This is a genomic window from Bradyrhizobium sp. SZCCHNS3016 (assembly GCF_032484535.1).
Lineage (GTDB): Bacteria > Pseudomonadota > Alphaproteobacteria > Rhizobiales > Xanthobacteraceae > Bradyrhizobium.
The window spans coordinates 236,272-252,875 of record NZ_JAUETE010000003.1; the positions used below are offsets into that span (position 1 = coordinate 236,272).

A 16,604-nucleotide genomic window follows, 5' to 3' on the forward strand; every position below is an offset into this window, starting at 1 on the left:
GCATGAGCACGATCGAGACCGCGTCGACCCTGCGCCATACCGCGTTCGTGTTGCGCGGCAATCCGGTCACCGCCGTCGCGGCCGGCGGCGCGCTGCTGCTGGCACTGATCGCGATCTTTGCGCCGTGGCTCGCGCCTTATGATCCTGTCGCGTCCGAGGTCTCCGCCGCACTGCAGCCGCCGAGCGCGGCGCACTGGTTCGGCACCGACCAGCTCGGCCGCGACGTGCTGAGCCGCCTGATCGTCGCGAGCCGGCTCGATCTCACCATCGCGGTGACGGCGGTCGCCGTGTCCTTCGCGCTCGGGTCGGTCGTCGGTGCGCTGTGCGGCTATGCCGGCGGCCGGCTCGACAAGGCGGTCGGCCGCTTCGTCGACGTCCTGATGGCGTTCCCGCTGTTCGTGCTGGCGATGGCGATGGTCGCCGCGCTCGGCAACCGCGTCGAGAACATCGTGATCGCGACCGCGATCATCAATCTGCCGTTCTACATCCGCTTCGCCCGCGCCGAAGTGAACATCCGCCGCAATCTCGGCTGGGTCGAGGCCGCGCGGGCCTGCGGCGAGAGCCACATCGCCGTAGTGCTGCGCTTCCTGCTGCCGAACGTGCTGCCGGCGATGGCGGTGCAGATCTCGCTCAATCTCGGCTGGGCCATTCTCAATGCCGCGGGCCTCTCCTTCATCGGCCTCGGCGTCAAGCCGCCGACGCCGGAATGGGGCATCATGGTCGCCGAGGGCGCACGCTTCATCTCCACGGGGCGCTGGTGGCTGGTGGCGTTTCCCGGACTTGCGCTGATGAGCGCGGTGCTGTGCTTCAATCTGCTCGGCGACGGCCTGCGCGACATCCTGGATCCGAGGATGCGCACGTGACGGCGCCGTTGCTCAAGGTCGAGAACCTCAAGGTGACCTTCTCGACCCGCCGCGGCCTCGTCGAGGCGGTGCGTGGCGTGTCGCTGTCGCTGCAGTCCGGCGAGATGCTGGGCCTTGTCGGCGAGAGCGGCTCCGGCAAATCGGTGACCGGCTTTGCCATCACTCATCTGCTCGACAAGGCCGGCCGCATCACCGATGGCTGCATCCGCTTCAAGGGCCAGGACATCACCCGCGCCGGCGGCGCCGATCTGCGCAGCCTGCATGGCGCAGCCATGGCGATGATCTTCCAGAACCCACGCGCCGCGCTCAACCCGATCCGCACCGTCGGCCAGCAGATTGCGGATGCGATCCTCGCCCATCGCCGTCTGTCGCGGCAGGAGGCGCAGGCCGAGGCTCTGAGCTTGCTCAAGGCGGTGCAGATCCGCGATCCCGAGCGGCGCATGGGCGCCTATCCGCATGAGCTGTCCGGCGGCATGTGCCAGCGGGTGATGATCGCGATCGCGATCTCCTGCAGCCCGCAGCTGCTGATCGCGGACGAGCCGACCACCGGCCTCGACGTCACCACCCAGAAGGTGGTGATGGATCTGCTCGCTCATATCGCCGCCGACCGCGGCATGGCGACGATCCTGATCACGCATGATCTCGGACTGGCCGCGCGCTACTGCGCGCGCGTCGTGGTGATGGAGCAGGGCAGGCTGGTCGAGCAGGCCGAGCCGCTCACGCTGTTCCATCGGCCGCAGCACCCCTACACCAAACGGCTGGTCGCGGCATCGCCGACGGCGACCTCGCGCATCGAGGATCTGGTGCCCGATGGCGAGAGGATTCCGTTGGTCGAGATAAGCGAGCTGCCGCCTCCGCCACACGGCACGCCGCTGCTGCTCGACGTCAAGAACATCGTCAAGCGCTTCGACGACGGCACCGTTGGGGTGGCCGACTTCTCGATGACGATGCGCGGCGGCGAGAGCGTCGGCCTGGTCGGCGAGAGCGGCTCGGGCAAGAGCACGACCTCGCGCATGATCTGCCGCCTGATCGACCCCAGCGAGGGCGAGATCCTGTTCGACGGACGGCCGATCGGCCAGATCCCGGCACGCGACTTCCACGCGAGCGAGCTGCGCAAGGACATTCAGATCGTCTTCCAGGATCCGAACGACAGCCTCAATCCGCGCTATACCGCGTTCGACTGCATCGCTCATCCGTTGTTTCGGCTGATGAACATGCGCAACGGCGACAGGCTGCGCCAGCGCGTGGAGGAATGCGCAGACCGCGTCGGGCTGCCGCGCGAGCTGTTGTTGCGCTTCCCGCATCAGCTCTCCGGCGGGCAGAAGGCGCGCGTCGGCATTGCGCGGGCCATCGCCTGCCGGCCGCGGCTCCTGGTGCTGGACGAGCCGACCGCGGCGCTCGACGTCTCCGTGCAGGCGGTGGTGCTGCAGCTCCTGAACCGTCTTCGGCGCGAGGATAATCTCGCCTTCCTGTTCGTCAGCCACGATCTCAACGTCGTGCGCATGATGTGCGACCGCACCATCGTGCTGCGTACCGGCCTCATCGTCGAGCAGGGCGAGAGCCGGGCGCTGTTCGCCAACCCGCAGACCGACTACACCCGCGAGCTGGTCGCCGCCGTCCCGCACATCGCCCCGCCGATGGCGCTGGCACCGGCCTGATCCACCCATAACAATCGATTATGGACGCCGGACAACTTGGTATTGGGGCCGCGATCGGCCGACCTGTTAGTTTGCGGGCACCGGCCTCTCAAGCCATCAAAGGGTCAAAGCGCTGATCATGACGGAGCTGATCGAAAGGCTGCAGGGCGCCATCGGCGCGGCGCATGTTCTCGTCGCGGCCGAGGATCAGGCGCCATATCTGCGCGACTGGCTCGGCAAGTATCATGGCACTGCGATTGCGGTGGTGCGCCCCGGCTCGACCGCGGAGGTTGCGGCCGTCATGGTGGCCTGCGCCGAGGCGCGCTCCGCCGTGGTGCCGCAGGGCGGCCACACCAGCCTGTCCGGCGGCGCGACGCCGGATGCGGGCGGAAGGGCGGTCGTGCTGTCGCTGGCGCGGATGAACCGTATCCGCGCGGTCGATGCCATCGGCCAGACCATCGTGGTCGATGCCGGCGTCGTACTGGCCAAGGTGCAGGACGCCGCGCGCGCGGCCGGCTTGCTGTTTCCGCTCAGTCTCGGGTCCGAGGGGAGCTGCACCGTCGGCGGCAATCTCGCGGCCAATGCCGGCGGCGTCGCCGTGCTGCGCTATGGCGTGATGCGCGAGCTGGCGCTCGGCCTCGAAGTGGTGCTGCCGGACGGCCGCATCTGGGATGGACTCCGGGCCTTGCGCAAGGACAACACCGGCTACGCGCTGCGCGATCTCTTCATCGGTTCGGAGGGAACGCTCGGCATCATCACCGGCGCCGTGCTCAAGCTGTTTCCGCAGCCGACCGCGCGTGCGACCGCCTTCGTCGCCGTGGCCGATGCAGCCGCCGCACTCGCGCTGCTGCGGCTGTCGCGTGCGCACTGCGGCGACCGGCTCACCGCGTTCGAGTTCCTGACCTCGGCGACGCTGGAGATGATCCTGCGCCAGATCTCGGACACGCGGCTGCCATTCGCGGCGCTTCCCGGCGCGGCAGTGCTGATCGAACTGAGCGACATTGGTGACGAGAGCGCGCTGACCGTGCGGCTCGAAACTGCGCTGGCCGAGGCGATGGCGAACGGGATCGCCTCAGATGCCGTGGTTGCTCAGGACGGCACGCAGGCGAAGGCTTTCTGGCGCGTGCGCGAAAGCGTGTCGGAGGCGCTGGTGCGCGAGGGCAAGGCGCTCAAGCACGACATCGCCGTCCCCGTCGCCGAGATCGCCGATTTCGTTGATGTGATGGATGCAGCAGTCCGTGCGGCGCTGCCGGGCGTCCGGCCCATGGTGTTCGGCCATCTCGGCGATGGCAACCTGCACTACAACCTGATGCGTCCGCTCGATATGAGCGAGGCGCAGTTCTACGAGCACGGTGCGCGGATCACCCGTATCGTCCACGACGAGATCACCCGCCGCCGGGGCTCGATCAGCGCCGAGCACGGCATCGGCCAGCTCCGCATCGCCGAGATGCCGTTGTGCAAGCCGCCGCTCGAGCTGGAACTGATGCGACAGCTCAAGGCTACGCTCGATCCGCATGGGCTGATGAATCCGGGCAAGCTGTTGCCGAACGTTTAGTTCGATGCTGATGTCGCCCGTTCGTCCGGCCAGAGCCGACGTGACGTCAGCCTACGTCTTGCCGGATCCGCGCGACAGTCGCACGGGTTCCATTCAGGAAGAGACTACCGAGTGCTGTCTCAACCGCACGCGCGAAACGAGGATCGTTCGGCAACTCGTGGCCGAAGACTGACGTAACCGACAACAACGCCGGCGCGAGCCGGCTCGCGACCGGGCCGGCCTCATCCGCCAGTGCACGCAGCTTTGCCGCCAGCGGGTCGCGCAGCGCGATCGGCTGGCCGTGCTCGTCGGTGCCGCTGACGTAGCGCATCCATCCCGCAACGGCGAGCACGAGCCGGGTGATCGGCAGGCCGCGCGCCAGCCGGTCACGGATCGTGCCGAGCAGGCGCTGCGGCAGCTTCTGCGAGCCGTCCATCGCGATCTGCGCTGTCCGGTGCTTGAGCGCCGGATTGCGGAAGCGCTGCAGCAGCGCGGCGCGATAGGCTGTCACGTCGAAGCCGCCAAGCGCGGGCAGGGTCGGCGTGATCTCCTCGCGCATCATGTCCTCGACGAGACCGGCAAGATCAGGCTCGGCCATCGCTGCGGCGACCGTCTCGCATCCCATGAGATAGCCGAGATAGGCGATCGTGGAGTGTGCGCCGTTGAGCAGCCGGAGCTTCATCAGCTCGAACGGCGCGACGTCGCGGACGAATTGCGCGCCGCTGACGTCCCATGCCGGACGGTCACCGCCAAAATCATCCTCGATGACCCATTGGCTGAACGGCTCGGTGACGACGGGCCAGGCGTCGTCGAGGCCGAGCGCGGCGCTGACATCACTGCGGTCGGCGTCGGTGGTGGCCGGCACGATGCGGTCGACCATGGTCGAGGGAAAGCGGACATTGTCCGCGATCCATTCGGCGAGGTCGCGGTCGGTCAGCCCGGCGAAGGCGATGGCAAGGCCGCGCAAGGTGTGGCCATTGGCGGGAAGGTTGTCGCAGGCGAGCACGGTGTAGGGCGGCAGGCCCCGCTGCCGCCGCAGCCGCAGGCCGCCGACGATGAAGCCGAGCGTGCTTCGCGGATGCGTGAGATTGAGAGCGTCGTGACGGATGTCGGGATCATCGGCGCGCAACGCGCCGGTGGCCGGATCGTGGCTGTAGCCCTTCTCGGTCACCGTCGTCGAGACGATACGCACCGCGGGATCGGCCAGCCGTGCGATCAGGCCCGCAGGATCTTCCGGCGCGACCGCAACGCCGGTGAGCGCGCCGATGATGCGCCGCGCATGGCCGGCGCCGTCGCTGGCCGTCACGCTGTAGAGGCCGCCTTGCGGTTCGAGCGCATCGCGGGTGTCGGGTGAGCGTAAGGAGACGCCGAGGATGCCCCAGCGCGGATCGTCCTTGAGCAGCGCGTCGGTGTAGACGGCCTGGTGGCCGCGATGGAACGCGCCCAGTCCGAGATGGACGATCCCGGTCGCGACCGTCGTACGGTCGTAGTCCGGCCTGACGATGCCGGCGGGCAGGCGGTGGAGCGTGGCGGTGCCGAGACGGTCCATGTTTTGGATCAGATGGTTTGCATCAGAAGATCAGCTGCACTTTGCAGCATTCAGTCTGATTGTGCTCGAACGTCTCGAACGCGGTGGCGTAGGCGTCGAGCCTGAAGCGGTGGGTGACGAGGCGCTCCGGCTGCAAGGTGCCGCTGGCGAACCAGTCGATCACCTTGGCGAACTTGCCGCTGTTCAGCCGCGAGGCGTGGATCGAAAGCTCCTTCGCCGTGACCTTCTGCTGCACGATCGTCGAGGGCTCGGCCGAGAAGCCGAGCAGGCCGATCCGCGCGGCGGGCGAGGCGATCTCGATCGCTTCAGTGAGAATGGCGGGGTGGCAGGCGGCATCGATGATCAGTGTCGGCTTCACACCGGCGTCGGCGAGCGCTGCGGGCAGGGCGGTCTGGGCAGTGTTGATGATGCGGTCGGCGCCATTGTGCCGCGCGGCTGCGAGCCGCTGATCGATGCGGTCGGTGACGATCAGCTCCTTGACGCCATAGACGCGCTTGAGCACCTGGATCACCGTCAAGCCAATGGGCCCGGCGCCATAGACCAGCGCGATGTCGGAGGCGAATACGCTTGTGTGGTCGGAGATGTTGGCGGCGATCGAGAACGGCTCGACCAGCGGCGCCTTGTCGTCGTCGACGCTGTCCGGCAGCAGATGCGCGTTTTCGGCCGGCACGCAGGAATATTCGGAGAAGCCGCCGTCGCGGTGCACGCCGAGCACGGCGAGTTGCGCGCAGACATTGGGACGGCCGACCGAGCAGGGATAGCAGTGACCGCAGGCGACGACGGGATCGACGACGACGCGGGCGCCGAGCCGCGCATGGACGCCGTCGCCGAGCTTGTCGATGCGGCCGAAGAACTCATGGCCGATGACGCGCGGATAGCGCGCGAACGGGTTGCTGCCGTGGAGGATGTGGATGTCCGAGCCGCAGATGCCGGCGCGCTCGACCTTGATTCGGATCTCGCCGACGGCGGGCTCGGGGATGGCGCGGGTTTCAATCGACAGGCGGCCGGGCCGCTCCACCACGAGGCTCTTCACGCGTTCCTCCATCCCCTCAGTGCTCATCTCGACAGTGAGCCGCCGTCATATACCAACCTCGATACTTGGATACAAGTTATCTATTGAAAGCAGAGTTGGTATCCATTATAGGCTAACGTTATAGGAATGACATACAAAAGGCCCCCAAGCGGGCCGGCAGGGGAGGTTTGCCAATGTCTTTGCCCACATCCATGTCCCGTCGCTGCTTCGTCGGCACCGCACTCGCGGGGGCGTCTGCCCTGGCGTTCGGGCCAGCCCGGGCGCAGTCGGCCAAGTATCGCCTGCGTTACGGCACGGCGTTTCCCGCCACCCATCCCGGCGTCATCAGAATCATCGAGGCGTCGGAGGTCATCAAGAAGCAGACCAATGGTCTGGTCGACCTGCAGGTCTATCCGAACAGCCAGCTCGGCAGCGAGCCGGACATGTTTTCGCAGGTGCGCAGCGGCGCGCTCGACTTCATGTCGACGTCAGGTGTGAACCAGACGGTGGTGCCGATCGGCGGCATCAATGCGGTGGCGTTCGCGTTCGAGAGTTACGACCAGGTGTGGTCGGCGATGGACGGCGATCTCGGCAACCATGTGCGCGGCGAGTTCGCCAAGGTCGGCCTGCACGTGCTCCCGAAATGCCTCGACAATGGCTATCGCAACATCACCTCCGGCGCCAAGCCGATCGCCTCGCCCGACGATCTCAAGGGCTTCAAGATCCGCGTGCCCGGCAATCCGCTGTGGGTGACGCTGTTCAAGACGCTCGGTGCTGCGCCGACGCCGATCAATTTCGGCGAGCTTTATGCGGCGCTGCAGACGCACATCGTCGACGGCCAGGAGAATCCGCTGGCGCTGATCCAGAGCGCCAAGCTCTACGAGGTGCAGAAATACATCGCGCTATCCGGCCATATCTGGGACGGTCACCACATCTTCGCCAATGCGACGCGCTGGAACGGTCTGCCCGCCGACGTGCGCGACGCCATCACCGCGGCGCTGTCGGAGGCCGCCGTGAAGGAGCGGCAGGACATCCAGAGCTTCAACGAAAAGGCGCAAGCGGAGATGCAAGGCGCCGGAATCACCTTCAATAGGGTCGATACCAAGCCGTTCCGCGATGCGCTGCGCTCCGCGGGCTTCTACACCGAGTGGAAGACCAAATTCGGCGCCGAGGCCTGGGGCCTGCTCGAGAAGTCGGTCGGCCAGCTCTGAGGCCACGCCCAGTCAAGCGCTGTGGAATGAGACGAATTCGTGGAAGCCCGTCATAAACCGCCAAGCCGTTGCATGCTCATCGTCATTCCGGGGCAATCGACAATGCGCAGCAGCGCATTGGCGATTGAACCCGGAATCTCGAAGTTATCGAAGACGGCCGCAAGACAATGTCGAGATTCCGGGTTCATGGCCTGCGGCCTTGCCCCGGAATGACGGCGGTCGCGATGAACAAGGAACGAGCCGGGGAGGATGCAATGGCCGTTGACATCACAGCGACGACCTCCGTGCCGTCACATGGCGCGTTCGCGCGGTTCGACCAGATGCTCGGCCGCACGGTCGAGGCGTTGGCCGCGGCCATCGTCGTCGCCGAGTTGGTGTTGCTCGGCGCAGCAACGGCTGCGCGCTACGTCTTCAATGCACCGCTGATCTGGTCGGACGAGCTCGCCACCGTGCTGTTCGTCTGGCTCGCCATGCTCGGCGCCGTCGTGGCGCTGCGCCGTGCCGAGCACATGCGTCTCACCGCTTTCGTGCGCAACCTCTCGCCGGTGTGGCGGGCGCGCACCGACGCGCTGGGCCTGATGCTGGTCTGCACCGTTCTGGTCGCGTTGGTGATGCCGTCTTGGCATCACCTCGAAAGCCATCTGATCAGCAACATGCCGGTGCTCGAGATCAGCGAAGGCTATCGCGAGGCGGCGATGCTGGTCGGCGTGCTCCTCATGCTGCTCACGGCCGTCGACCGGTTGGTCCAGCAGGCGAGCCTTCCGCAGATCATCGGCGCGCTGGCGCTGGTACTCGCCGGCGCAGGGGCGCTCTATGCGGCCGCACCGGTGCTGGAGGATCTCGGCAACTACAATCTGTTCATCTTCTTCTTCGTCCTTGTCGCGGGCGCCATGGTGATCGGCACGCCGATCGCGTTCACCTTCCTGCTCGCCACCGTGGCTTACTTGCATTTCAGCACCACGGTGCCCGTCTCGATCGTACCCGGCCGGGTCAGCGAAGGCATGTCGCACATGGTGCTGTTGGCGGTGCCGATGTTCGTGCTGCTGGGAGCGCTGATCGAGATCGCCGGGCTGGCGCGGGCGATGATCCTGTTTCTCGTGTCGCTGATCGGCCATCTCCGCGGTGGCCTGCAATATGTGCTGCTCGGCGCGATGTACCTGGTCTCGGGCATCTCCGGCGCCAAGGCGGCCGACATGGCGGCGGTCGCGCCGGCGCTGTTTCCGGAGATGAAGCAGCGCGGCAGCCGGGAGGGCGATCTGGTGTCGCTGCTGTCGGCCTCGGCCGTGATGTCGGAGACCATTCCGCCCTCGATCGTGCTGATCACGGTAGGATCCGTCACGGGCGTATCGATCGCCGCGCTGTTCACCGGCGGGCTGCTGCCGGCGGTGGTCGGCCTGATCGCGCTCTCCGTCGTGGTCTTCATGCAGACCCGCAAGGAGGACATGAGCGGCGCGCAGCGCTTCGATGCCAAGACGCGGCTGAAGCTGTTCGCGATCTCCATTCCGGGCCTCGGCCTGCCGATCGTGATCCGCTCGGCGGTGGTCGAGGGCGTCGCCACCGCGACCGAGGTCGCTGCCATCGGCGTCATCTACACGGTGCTGGTCGGCATCTTCGTCTATCGCCAGTTCGACTGGAAGCGGGTCTATCCGATCCTGGTCGATACCGCCTCGCTGTCCGGCGCGATCCTGCTGGTGGTGGGTGCGGCCACCGGCATGGCCTGGGCGCTGACCCAGTCCGGCTTCTCGCAACAGCTCGTCGATCTCATGGTCGCCGTACCCGGCGGCCGCTGGGGCTTCCTCTTGATCTCGGCCCTCGCCTTCGTCGTGCTCGGCAGCGTGCTGGAAGGCGTGCCGGCCGTGGTGCTGTTCGGGCCGCTGCTGTTCCCGATCGCGCGGATGATGGGCGTGCACGAGGTGCACTACGCCATCATCGCGGTGTTCGCGATGGGGCTCGGCCTGTTCACGCCGCCGTTCGGCGTCGGCTTCTATCTCGCCTGCGCCATCGGCCGCGCCTCGCCCGACGAGGTCATCCGCCATGTCTGGCCGCATCTCGCCGCGCTCGTGGTTGCGCTGCTGCTGATCGTGTTCCTGCCATGGATCTCGATCGGCTTCCTGTGAATCGGATAGACTGCCGTCATGGATGACGATCTGACACCGCTGACGCGAATGGACGGCAAGGCCGGGCGGCGGCTCGCCGACCAGGTCTATGAGCGGCTGCTCGAGGACATCGTCTCCGGCGCGCTGCCGCCGGGGACGCCGATGGCCGAGCTCGATCTGTGCGAGCGACTCGGCGTCAGCCGCACGCCGGTGCGCGAGGCGCTGATCAAGCTAGCCGATGTCGATCTGGTCCGAATCTATCCGCAGAGCGGCAGCGTCGTCGCGCCGGTGTCGCGCGAGGCGTTCGGCGAGGCCCAGTTCATCCGCGAGCATCTCGAATGTGCGCTGGTCGCCGAGGCCGTGCGCTACATGGATGCAACCTCGCTGCGCGAGCTGAACGAGCTGATCGAGAAACAGAAGGCGGCGGTGACGCCGGCGGAGTTCTACGCCCATGACGAGGCGTTCCACCAGACCATCGCCCGCACCAGCCGGCATCCGCATGTCTGGCAGGTGATCCGCCAGACCAAGATCCATTTCGACCGGGTGCGCCATCTGACCCTGCTGGAGGACGCCGGCCATATTCCGCTCCTGATTGCGCAGCATCAGGAGATCCTGGACGGGCTCGCGGCCTGCAACGAGGCCCAGGCGGTGGCGGCGATGCGCCGTCATTTGCGCGAGGTGTTCCGCCGCGCCGACGGCATTTTTGCGCGGCAGGAAGAGTTGGCGCAGGCCGAGCCGCGCACAAGGACACGGCGGCGGCGCTGACCGCACGCGTTTTGGAAGGTGGACGACATGGAACAGACGTGGCGCTGGTTCGGACCGGATGATCCCATCACTTTGCCGCAGGTCCGCCAGACCGGCGCGACCGGCATCGTGACCGCGCTGCACCACATTCCCTATGGCGTGGTGTGGAGCACGGACGAGATCGTCAAGCGCATCGGCATGATCGAGGGCGATTCATCGCTGCGGTTGCGCTGGAGCGTGGTCGAGAGCCTGCCGGTGTCGGAGGCGATCAAGCTCGGCGAGGGCGACCTCACTGACCTGTTCGACAATTACCGGCAGTCGCTGCGCAACCTCGCGGCCTGCGGCGTCACCACCGTCTGCTACAATTTCATGGCCGTGCTGGACTGGACCCGCACCGAGCTCGCCTTCCGCCTGCCGGGCGGCGCCACCGCGCTGCGCTTCGATCAGGATCGCTTCGCCGCGTTCGACTGCTACATCCTGCAGCGCCCCGGCGCCGAGGCCGAGTTCTCCTCCGACGTGCTCGACCGTGCCCGCGCGTGGGTGGCGCAGGCATCGGAATCCGACAAGGACCGTCTGCTCGCGACCATCATGGCCGGGTTGCCCGGAGCCTATGATCGCTATGACGTGCCCGGCCTGCGCCGCATGCTGGAGAAATATCGCGGCATTGGCCATGCCGAGCTGCGCGCCAACTACGCGCGCTTCCTGCGCGAGGTGGTACCCACGGCGGAGGAGTGCGGCGTCAGCCTGTGCGTCCATCCGGACGATCCGCCGCGGGACCTGTTCGGCCTGCCGCGCGTGGTGTCGTCAGCCGATGATCTGCAGTTCATCGTCGATGCCGCCCCGTCCAAGGCCAATGGCATCACGTTCTGCACCGGCGCGCTCGGCGCCGGCGGACAGAACAACGTGCTGGCGCTCGCCGAGCGCTTCGCCCCGCACATCCGCTTCGTGCATCTGCGCAACGTCACCAAGATGCTCGACGGCTCGTTCATGGAGGCGGAGCATCTGCGCGGCGACGTCGACATGGTTGCGGTCGTGACGACCTTGCTGAAGGAGCAGGCTCGCCGCAAGGCCGAGGGTGAGCCGGACTGGCGGATTCCGTTCCGGCCCGACCACGGCCACGAGCTGGCGGACGACATCGGTCGCGGCACCCATCCAGGCTATCCGCTGGTCGGCCGGCTCAAAGGTCTTGCCGAGATCCGCGGCGTCATGACCGCGGTAGCGGCCATTAACCGTCTCCCGGTTTGATCGGCAGGGCAGGATAACGCGCTTGTCAGGGCGCGTCGCGTGACCGAGGATGCCGGCCCGAAGCCTTCCACGAGTTGAACCGATGTCGACCTCGCTCTTCGATCTCTCCGGCAAGACCGCGCTGGTGACCGGGTCCTCGCGTGGCCTCGGCCGCGCCATCGCCGAAGGCTTCGCCAAGGCTGGCGCGCGGCTCGTCATCAACGGCACCGACCCGGCGCGCACGCTGGCAGCCGTGGAGGAATTCCGCGCCGTGGGCCATCAGGCCGAGGCCTGTCCGTTCGACGTGACCGACGAAGAGGCCGTCGTCCGCGCCTTCGCTCGCTTCGATGACGAGGGGATTGCGATCGACATCCTCGTCAACAATGCCGGCATCCAGCACCGCAAGCCGCTGGTCGAGTTCACGACCGACGAGTGGCGCCGGATCATCGAGACCAATCTCACCAGCGCCTTCGTGATCGGGCGCGAGGCCGCCAAGCGGATGATCCCGCGCAAGAGCGGCAAGATCATCAACATCGGTTCGCTCGGCAGCGAGCTGGCGCGGCCGACGATCGGACCCTACACCACGGCCAAGGGCGGCATCCGCAACCTGACCCGTGCGATGGCGGTCGAATGGGCGGCGCACGGCATCCAGGCCAATGCGATCGGTCCCGGCTACATGCTGACCGACATGAACCAGGCGTTGATGAGCAATCCCGACTTCAACAATTGGCTGATGTCGCGCGTCCCGGCGAAGCGCTGGGGCCGTCCGGACGAGCTGGTCGGCACCGCAATCTTCCTGGCCTCCGAGGCCTCCACCTATGTCAACGGCCAGACCATCTATGTCGATGGCGGCATGCTGGCGTCGATGTAGGATCGGCCGGGACAACGAGCCAGGGAGAACAGCCGATGCGAGCCGTCGTCATTCATGCGCCCAAGGATCTGCGCATCGACAGCTACCCCGATCCGGCGCCCGGAGCAGGTGAGGTCCGGGTCAAGATCGAAGCCGGCGGCATCTGCGGCTCGGACCTGCACTACTATCATCACGGCGGCTTTGGCACCGTCAGGATCAAGCAGCCGATGGCCCTGGGCCATGAGATCGCCGGCATCGTTGCCGCGGTGGGCAGCGGCGTCACCGGCCTTGCCGAAGGCGCGCGCGTCGCGGTCAATCCGAGCCTGCCTTGCGGCAGATGTGTCTATTGCCGCGAGGGGCTGCGCAACCAGTGCCTGGACATGCGCTTCATGGGCAGCGCGATGCGCGATCCCCACGTGCAGGGCGGCTTCCGCGAGTTCGTCACCGTCGATGCCGCGCAGGCCGTGCCGATCGCTGAGTCGCTGTCGCTCGGCGAAGCGGCGATGGCCGAGCCGCTGTCGGTCTGCCTGCATGCCGCGCATCAGGCCGGCTCGTTGCTCGGCAAGCGGGTGCTGGTGACCGGCTGCGGCCCGATCGGTGCACTGTCGATCCTGGTCGCGCGTTACGGCGGCGCCGCCGAGATCGTGGCCACTGACGTCGCCGATGCGCCGCTTGCGGTGGCGCGCGCGCTGGGCGCCAGCCATGCGTTCAATGTCGGCGCGGAGCCCTCCGCGCTCGATCCGTGGCGCGCCGGCAAGGGCACGTTCGACGTGCTGTTCGAGGCGTCCGGCAACCAGGCCGCGCTGCGTGCTGCACTGGATGTCATCAGGCCCGGCGGCATCATCGTCCAGCTCGGGCTCGGCGGCGAGATGACCCTGCCGGTCAACACGCTGGTCACGAAGGAGCTGCAATTGCGCGGCACGTTCCGGTTCGACCGCGAATTCGAGCTGGCGGTGCGGCTGATGGGCGAGGGGCTGCTCGACGTCAAGCCATTGATCTCGGTCGCGCTGCCATTCGAGCAGGCGGTTGCCGCCTTCGAGCTCGCCAGCGATCGAAGCCGGTCGATGAAGGTTCATTTGACGTTTTGATGGATGGATCGACGCCGATGAAAGTCGCCTGCATCGGAGAGTGCATGGTGGAGTTCGCGCAGGAGGACGGCAGTCTGTTCCGGCGCGGCTTCGGCGGTGACACGCTCAACACGGCGCTCTATCTGGCCCGGCTCGGCGTGCCCACCTCCTACGTCACCGCGCTCGGCGACGATCCCTTGAGCGCTGCGATGCTGGCGGCGTGGCAGGCGGAGGGCATCGATACCGCCGAGGTGTTGCAGGTCGAAGGCCGCGTGCCCGGCCTTTACATGATCGAGCGCGATGCCAAGGGCGAGCGCAGCTTCCTCTATTGGCGCGACCGCGCGCCGGCGCGCGAGCTGTTCGATCGCGCCGACAGCGACATGCTCGACAGGCTTTCGCGCTTCAACTGGATCTATCTCTCCGGCATCAGCCTCTCGCTGTACGGCGAGACCGGCAAGGCCAAGCTGCGCGAGCTCTTGACGGTGGCGCGCAAGCGCGGCGCGCGTGTCGCCTTCGACGGCAACTATCGGCCGCGCGGCTGGGCCAGCCGCGAGGCGGCGCAACGCGCATTCCGCGCGATCCTGCCGCTGGTCGACGTCGCGCTGCCGACGCTGGAGGACGAGCAGATGCTGTTCGGCGATTCCGATGCGTCGGTCAGCCTGCGCCGCTTCAAGGATGCCGGCGTGGGCGAAGTCGTCGTCAAGCGCGGCGCGCGCGGCTGTCTGATCCATGCCGATGGCGTACTGGTCGACATCGCGCCGCCTGCGGTGCTCAAGCCGATCGACACCACGGCGGCCGGCGATTCCTTCAATGCGGGTTATCTCGCCGCGCGCATCAAGGGCGCGCCGCCCCGCAAGGCGGCGTTGGCCGGCCACCGGCTTGCCGGCGCCGTGATCATGGCGCCGGGAGCCGTGATCCCGGCCACCGCGATGCCGCGGGACATTCTGACGATGAGCGAGACATGATGAACAATTTGGACAAGCGTGCGAAGCTCGATGCGGTGTTCGCTCTGGCGCCGGTGATTCCGGTGATCACGATCGAGGACGCCGCGCATGCCGTGCCGCTTGCGCGCGCGCTCGTTACCGGCGGTCTCCGCGTCATCGAGATCACCTTGCGGACGCAGGCGGGGCTCGATGCCGCACGCGCGATCATCGATGAGGTGCCGGACGCCGTTGTCGGCATCGGCACGGTGCTGACGCCGGCGGACTACGAGCGCGCCGCCAGGCTCGGTGCAGCCTTCGCGATCAGCCCGGGCCTGTCGATCGGCCTGCTCGATGCCGCGAATGCGGGCGAAATGCCGTTCGCTCCGGGCATTCAGACCGCCTCTGATCTCATCGCCTGCGTGACGCGCGGCTATGAGCTGGTGAAGTTCTTTCCTGCGGTGCCGGCCGGTGGGCTCGCCGCGCTGGATGCGCTGGCCGGGCCGTTCCCCAACGTACGCTTCTGCCCGACGGGCGGCATCAATGCCGGCAACGCTGCGCAATGGCTGGCGCATAAGAAGGTCGTTGCGATCGGCGGCTCCTGGGTCGCGCCCGCGGCCGACATCAAGGCCGGTGCCTGGGCTGCGATCGAGCAGCGCGCCCGCGAGGCGACGAAGCTGCGCTGATCTGGCCTATCCACAACTTCAAATTTTGTTTGTGTCCGACGCTCATCTTCGGCAGCGTGGGGCTCCGTCGGCGCCTGTCATTCTCAAAAAGTATTACAGTCAAATAATATGACTAGTCATCCCAAATGTTCCGTGGAATAACGGACGTCACCGGCCGTCGAGGCGGGTGAATAGGTGCGTCGGCACCGCTGGTCGCGGCGGCGCATCAAAAAACAGTACCTTTTTGGGAGAGAACGTCTGATGACCCTGAAAGCCCTCTTTGCGGCCTCGGCAACGGCCGCCTTGTTGCTTGCCACGTCCGCTGGCGCCGCGGAGCTGACCGTCGGCTTCTCGCAGATCGGATCGGAGTCCGGTTGGCGCGCCGCCGAGACCTCCGTCTCCAAGTCGGAAGCCGCCAAGCGCAAGATCAACCTGAAGATCGCCGACGCGCAGCAGAAGCAGGAAAACCAGATCAAGGCGATCCGCTCCTTCATCGCCCAGGGCGTGGACGCGATCTTCCTCGCACCCGTCGTGGCCTCCGGCTGGGACGCGGTGCTGAAGGAAGCCAAGGAAGCTAAGATTCCGGTGGTGCTGCTCGACCGTGACATCGATCCGTCGGGCAAGGACCTCTATCTGACCGCCGTCACCTCCGACAGCGTGCATGAAGGCGAGGTCGCCGGCGAGTGGCTCGCCAAGACCGTCGGCGGCAAGGCCTGCAACGTCGTCGAACTGCAGGGCACGGTCGGCGCCAGCGTCGCCACCAACCGCAAGAAGGGTTTTGACGCGGTCGTCGCCAAGAACGCCAACCTGAAGGTCGTGCGCAGCCAGACCGGCGACTTCACCCGTGCCAAGGGCAAGGAGGTGATGGAGAGCTTCATCAAGGCTGAGAACGGCGGCAAGTCGATCTGTGCGGTCTACGCCCATAACGACGACATGATGGTCGGCGCGATCCAGGCGATGAAGGAAGCCGGGCTCAAGCCGGGCAAGGACATCCTGACCGTCTCGATCGACGCCGTGCCGGATATCTTCAAGGCGATCGCCGCAGGCGAAGCCAATGCGACCGTCGAGCTGACGCCGAACATGGCGGGCCCGGCGTTCGACGCCATCGTTGCCTACAAGGAAAAGGGTACCACGCCGCCGAAGTGGATCCAGACGGAATCGAAGCTCTACACGGCCGCTGACGAGCCGCAGAAGATCTACGACAGCAAGAAGGGCCTCGGCTACTGAGTCTG

The 16,604-nt window shown here is 66.8% G+C and carries 14 protein-coding genes; 12 read left to right on the forward strand and 2 right to left on the reverse strand.

Annotated features, from left to right (window positions below; translation table 11 throughout):
• Positions 1 to 2: 2 nt before the first annotated feature.
• From QW881_RS08565 to QW881_RS08575, 3 genes are all read left to right on the forward strand, one after another.
• Entirely contained in the window at positions 3 to 863 is an 861-nt protein-coding gene (locus QW881_RS08565; RefSeq protein ID WP_315738483.1) for an ABC transporter permease, read from the forward strand.
• The gene (gene nikE / locus QW881_RS08570; RefSeq protein WP_315755424.1) at positions 860 to 2,521 is read left to right on the forward strand and encodes an ABC transporter ATP-binding protein; all 1,662 of its coding nucleotides are present in this window, start codon (positions 860 to 862) and stop codon (positions 2,519 to 2,521) included. Before QW881_RS08565 ends, nikE begins: the two co-directional genes overlap by 4 nt.
• A 118-nt stretch (positions 2,522 to 2,639) precedes the next feature.
• Positions 2,640 to 4,055: an FAD-binding oxidoreductase gene (locus tag QW881_RS08575; protein ID WP_315755425.1), complete on the forward strand. Its 1,416-nt coding sequence runs from the start codon at positions 2,640 to 2,642 to the stop codon at positions 4,053 to 4,055.
• A gap of 46 nt (positions 4,056 to 4,101) precedes the next feature.
• On the opposite strand, the gene QW881_RS08580 is transcribed toward QW881_RS08575, so the two are convergent.
• Both QW881_RS08580 and QW881_RS08585 read right to left on the reverse strand, forming a co-directional pair.
• Positions 4,102 to 5,583: a mannitol dehydrogenase family protein gene (locus QW881_RS08580; RefSeq protein ID WP_316158215.1), complete on the reverse strand. Its 1,482-nt coding sequence runs from the start codon at positions 5,581 to 5,583 to the stop codon at positions 4,102 to 4,104.
• A gap of 22 nt (positions 5,584 to 5,605) precedes the next feature.
• Positions 5,606 to 6,616: a Zn-dependent oxidoreductase gene (locus QW881_RS08585; protein WP_315755428.1), complete on the reverse strand. Its 1,011-nt coding sequence runs from the start codon at positions 6,614 to 6,616 to the stop codon at positions 5,606 to 5,608.
• A gap of 173 nt (positions 6,617 to 6,789) precedes the next feature.
• Between QW881_RS08585 and QW881_RS08590 the strand changes: the two genes are divergently transcribed.
• From QW881_RS08590 to ytfQ, 9 genes are all read left to right on the forward strand, one after another.
• Entirely contained in the window at positions 6,790 to 7,806 is a 1,017-nt protein-coding gene (locus QW881_RS08590; protein ID WP_316158216.1) for a TRAP transporter substrate-binding protein, read from the forward strand.
• A 254-nt stretch (positions 7,807 to 8,060) separates the two neighbouring features.
• On the forward strand, positions 8,061 to 9,923 hold the full coding sequence (locus tag QW881_RS08595) for a TRAP transporter large permease subunit (protein WP_315755430.1): 1,863 nt from the start codon (positions 8,061 to 8,063) through the stop codon (positions 9,921 to 9,923).
• An 18-nt stretch (positions 9,924 to 9,941) separates the two neighbouring features.
• Positions 9,942 to 10,667 (forward strand): GntR family transcriptional regulator, encoded by a 726-nt coding sequence (locus tag QW881_RS08600; RefSeq protein WP_315755432.1) that lies wholly within the window; start codon positions 9,942 to 9,944, stop codon positions 10,665 to 10,667.
• Between the two features lie 27 nt (positions 10,668 to 10,694).
• The gene (gene uxuA / locus QW881_RS08605; protein ID WP_316158217.1) at positions 10,695 to 11,891 is read left to right on the forward strand and encodes a mannonate dehydratase; all 1,197 of its coding nucleotides are present in this window, start codon (positions 10,695 to 10,697) and stop codon (positions 11,889 to 11,891) included.
• An 82-nt stretch (positions 11,892 to 11,973) separates the two neighbouring features.
• Positions 11,974 to 12,741: an SDR family oxidoreductase gene (locus tag QW881_RS08610; protein WP_315776061.1), complete on the forward strand. Its 768-nt coding sequence runs from the start codon at positions 11,974 to 11,976 to the stop codon at positions 12,739 to 12,741.
• A 35-nt stretch (positions 12,742 to 12,776) separates the two neighbouring features.
• Positions 12,777 to 13,808 (forward strand): L-idonate 5-dehydrogenase, encoded by a 1,032-nt coding sequence (locus QW881_RS08615; RefSeq protein ID WP_315755437.1) that lies wholly within the window; start codon positions 12,777 to 12,779, stop codon positions 13,806 to 13,808.
• A 17-nt stretch (positions 13,809 to 13,825) separates the two neighbouring features.
• Complete coding sequence (locus QW881_RS08620; RefSeq protein WP_316158219.1) at positions 13,826 to 14,752, forward strand: sugar kinase; 927 nt, start codon at positions 13,826 to 13,828, stop codon at positions 14,750 to 14,752.
• Positions 14,749 to 15,393, forward strand: coding sequence for a bifunctional 4-hydroxy-2-oxoglutarate aldolase/2-dehydro-3-deoxy-phosphogluconate aldolase (gene eda / locus QW881_RS08625; RefSeq protein ID WP_315755439.1), 645 nt, complete (start codon positions 14,749 to 14,751; stop codon positions 15,391 to 15,393). The genes QW881_RS08620 and eda overlap by 4 nt, the downstream gene beginning before the upstream one ends.
• Before the next feature lie 240 nt (positions 15,394 to 15,633).
• Complete coding sequence (gene ytfQ / locus QW881_RS08630; RefSeq protein WP_315755440.1) at positions 15,634 to 16,599, forward strand: galactofuranose ABC transporter, galactofuranose-binding protein YtfQ; 966 nt, start codon at positions 15,634 to 15,636, stop codon at positions 16,597 to 16,599.
• Positions 16,600 to 16,604: the final 5 nt, after the last annotated feature.

What these genes read in the sequence shown, in the direction of transcription:
- QW881_RS08565 (WP_315738483.1), top strand. Translation starts at nt 3, where the DNA reads ATGAGCACGATCGAGACCGCGTCGACCCTGCGCCATACCGCGTTCGTG.
- QW881_RS08575 (WP_315755425.1), top strand. Translation starts at nt 2,640, where the DNA reads ATGACGGAGCTGATCGAAAGGCTGCAGGGCGCCATCGGCGCGGCGCAT.
- QW881_RS08580 (WP_316158215.1), bottom strand. Translation starts at nt 5,583, where the DNA reads ATGGACCGTCTCGGCACCGCCACGCTCCACCGCCTGCCCGCCGGCATC.
- QW881_RS08590 (WP_316158216.1), top strand. Translation starts at nt 6,790, where the DNA reads ATGTCTTTGCCCACATCCATGTCCCGTCGCTGCTTCGTCGGCACCGCA.
- QW881_RS08595 (WP_315755430.1), top strand. Translation starts at nt 8,061, where the DNA reads ATGGCCGTTGACATCACAGCGACGACCTCCGTGCCGTCACATGGCGCG.
- QW881_RS08600 (WP_315755432.1), top strand. Translation starts at nt 9,942, where the DNA reads ATGGATGACGATCTGACACCGCTGACGCGAATGGACGGCAAGGCCGGG.
- uxuA (WP_316158217.1), top strand. Translation starts at nt 10,695, where the DNA reads ATGGAACAGACGTGGCGCTGGTTCGGACCGGATGATCCCATCACTTTG.
- QW881_RS08610 (WP_315776061.1), top strand. Translation starts at nt 11,974, where the DNA reads ATGTCGACCTCGCTCTTCGATCTCTCCGGCAAGACCGCGCTGGTGACC.
- QW881_RS08615 (WP_315755437.1), top strand. Translation starts at nt 12,777, where the DNA reads ATGCGAGCCGTCGTCATTCATGCGCCCAAGGATCTGCGCATCGACAGC.
- QW881_RS08620 (WP_316158219.1), top strand. Translation starts at nt 13,826, where the DNA reads ATGAAAGTCGCCTGCATCGGAGAGTGCATGGTGGAGTTCGCGCAGGAG.
- eda (WP_315755439.1), top strand. Translation starts at nt 14,749, where the DNA reads ATGATGAACAATTTGGACAAGCGTGCGAAGCTCGATGCGGTGTTCGCT.
- ytfQ (WP_315755440.1), top strand. Translation starts at nt 15,634, where the DNA reads ATGACCCTGAAAGCCCTCTTTGCGGCCTCGGCAACGGCCGCCTTGTTG.